The 1,793-nt window shown below is 56.3% G+C and carries 3 protein-coding genes; 1 reads left to right on the top strand and 2 read right to left on the bottom strand.

The genetic code is table 11. From position 1 onward, the window contains the following. Window positions 1-327: hypothetical protein (locus tag UB23_RS27945; RefSeq protein ID WP_045062885.1), on the top strand; the 327-nt coding region annotated here is incomplete at its 5' end. Between the two features lie 217 nt (window positions 328-544). Here the strand turns inward: UB23_RS27945 and UB23_RS27940 are convergent. Next, window positions 545-1,132: a hypothetical protein gene (locus UB23_RS27940; protein ID WP_045062883.1), complete on the bottom strand. Its 588-nt coding sequence runs from the start codon at window positions 1,130-1,132 to the stop codon at window positions 545-547. Between the two features lie 16 nt (window positions 1,133-1,148). Then, window positions 1,149-1,712 carry a hypothetical protein gene (locus tag UB23_RS27935; RefSeq protein ID WP_045062881.1) on the bottom strand — a complete coding sequence of 188 codons (564 nt, stop codon included), beginning with the start codon at window positions 1,710-1,712 and terminating at the stop codon, window positions 1,149-1,151. Window positions 1,713-1,793 lie beyond the last annotated feature (81 nt).

The following is a 1,793-nucleotide window of genomic DNA, read 5'->3' as shown; positions in this document are numbered from 1 at the left end:
CTTCACCCCGACCCACCGTACAAAAAACCACCCCCCTCCCCCGAAAACCGCTTCAAGCCGCTCACCAGCAACTGCGACGACATGCCTACATTGTTCGTCGACACCCAAGCCCCACTCGACGTATTGATCGGCGCTGCCAAGTACCGAATCGAGGCCGTTACCCAGGTGCTCGAAAACCTGGCCATGCGCGGCACGATCGAGTGCGAGTCCTTCATCCTCAGCGACTTCGCCCTGCTCTGCGCCATTTCGTTGCGCGATGGCTGTGATGTGCTGGAGGTGGTTGAGCGTCGATTGCGACCGCAACCTCAGGCTGTTTTGGTGGCGTGATTAACCCGGGTAGTTGAGGCGTCTCGACTGACGCCTTCGCGGACAAGCCTGATTCCAGCAGCCCCCTGTAGCCTCGGGATGCATGGACTTGTCCGCGAACTCTCGTCACGGGTCGCGCCCTGAACCTTTGCCAGGAATTCAGACAACCTTGTCAGCCAATCCTGATACCAGACCAGTTCACGACGCTTAGCCAGGGCCGCTTCGCAAGCGGCATGCTCTACAGCAACTGACGTTGCACCGCTTCTTCCAGCGTGCTGCGGGCAAGCGTTTGCACCACTTCGCGAGTGTCTTGCTGGAAAGGCAGGGCAACGATTAACACCAACTGCATCCAGGTACGCACCGACTCGCTTTTGCGAATGCGCCCAAGTTCCTTACCGTCCTTGTCCTTGAACACTGTTTCCAGGGTAAACGTGTTCTTCGCCGTACTGGGAATGATGAACATGGTCAAACCGGTCACAACGGCAGAGGCAACGCTGAACTGTTCATTGTTGTACAGCGTGGCTTCGGCGTAGATGTCAGAGTCAACCTTGTCGGTAGTCACCCGCGAAAAGCGCCCCGACTCTCGGAACGCATCAACAATTGCCGATTCCCACAGGGCGGCTGGAGCGCCGGCAACCGTCCGCCCCTCCCCGCCGTTGGCCTGATAAAACGCGGTGGTGCGCACGAACGTCGTCGGCTTTTGCTGTGCAGCATCTGCTGTGAGTGGCCAGGCCTGTAAGGGCGGCAGTTCATGCATCGAGTACGATGCGCAACCTGACATCAGAATGACTGACAGGATGAAGGCGTGTTTGATGTATCCAACCATGTGGTTCTCCTTTTAGTTACTGTTTTGCCAAGCGCGCAGTCGCGGTATCAAGCAGCGTTGAGACCAGTTCGCTCAACTGTTTGGCACCCATGGTAGGTGCCCAGTGTTCACGTCCGTAAATGCCGACATTGCGCTCGAACTTGACCTGTTCCTTGGAAGTCGCCAGCGTTTTTCCGTCTCGGTCTACGATCTGCAGATCACCCGCCAGGTCGAAGCTGTCTACGTCGATGGGCCCATTGACCCAGATCCACAGCGTCAGTGTGAGCAAGGCGCCGGGGAAATAGGCGGGATGCGGAGCTCGACGACCTTTGAGCGAAGTCATATTGAAGTTGAGCACCACATCGTTTTCACCTAAACGGGTGGGGTATTCGGTGATTTGCTTGAAGTAGCCGCCTTTATCCACGTATTGCTTGATCTGCGTTGTTAGCGAACGACTGATGGCGGTACGTGTAGCAGCGTCCATGTCCGGGACCGAGACCGTTACGTCGGCGATTTGTGCAGTACGCGGGCTGGTAATGGGGGCGGGATTAGTGGGCACCCCGATTGGGCCGGTAACATTGTAAGAGACACAACCGCTCATTGTTAGAATGGTGATTATGGCGGTGAGGTTTGAGAATTTTTTTAACACAGGGACTCCTAAGCCTGTCTCTTATACACATCT

Source organism: Pseudomonas sp. ES3-33, assembly GCF_000952175.1.
Classification (GTDB): Bacteria; Pseudomonadota; Gammaproteobacteria; order Pseudomonadales; family Pseudomonadaceae; genus Aquipseudomonas; species Aquipseudomonas gregormendelii.
This window is presented reverse-complemented; position numbering and strand designations above follow the sequence as displayed.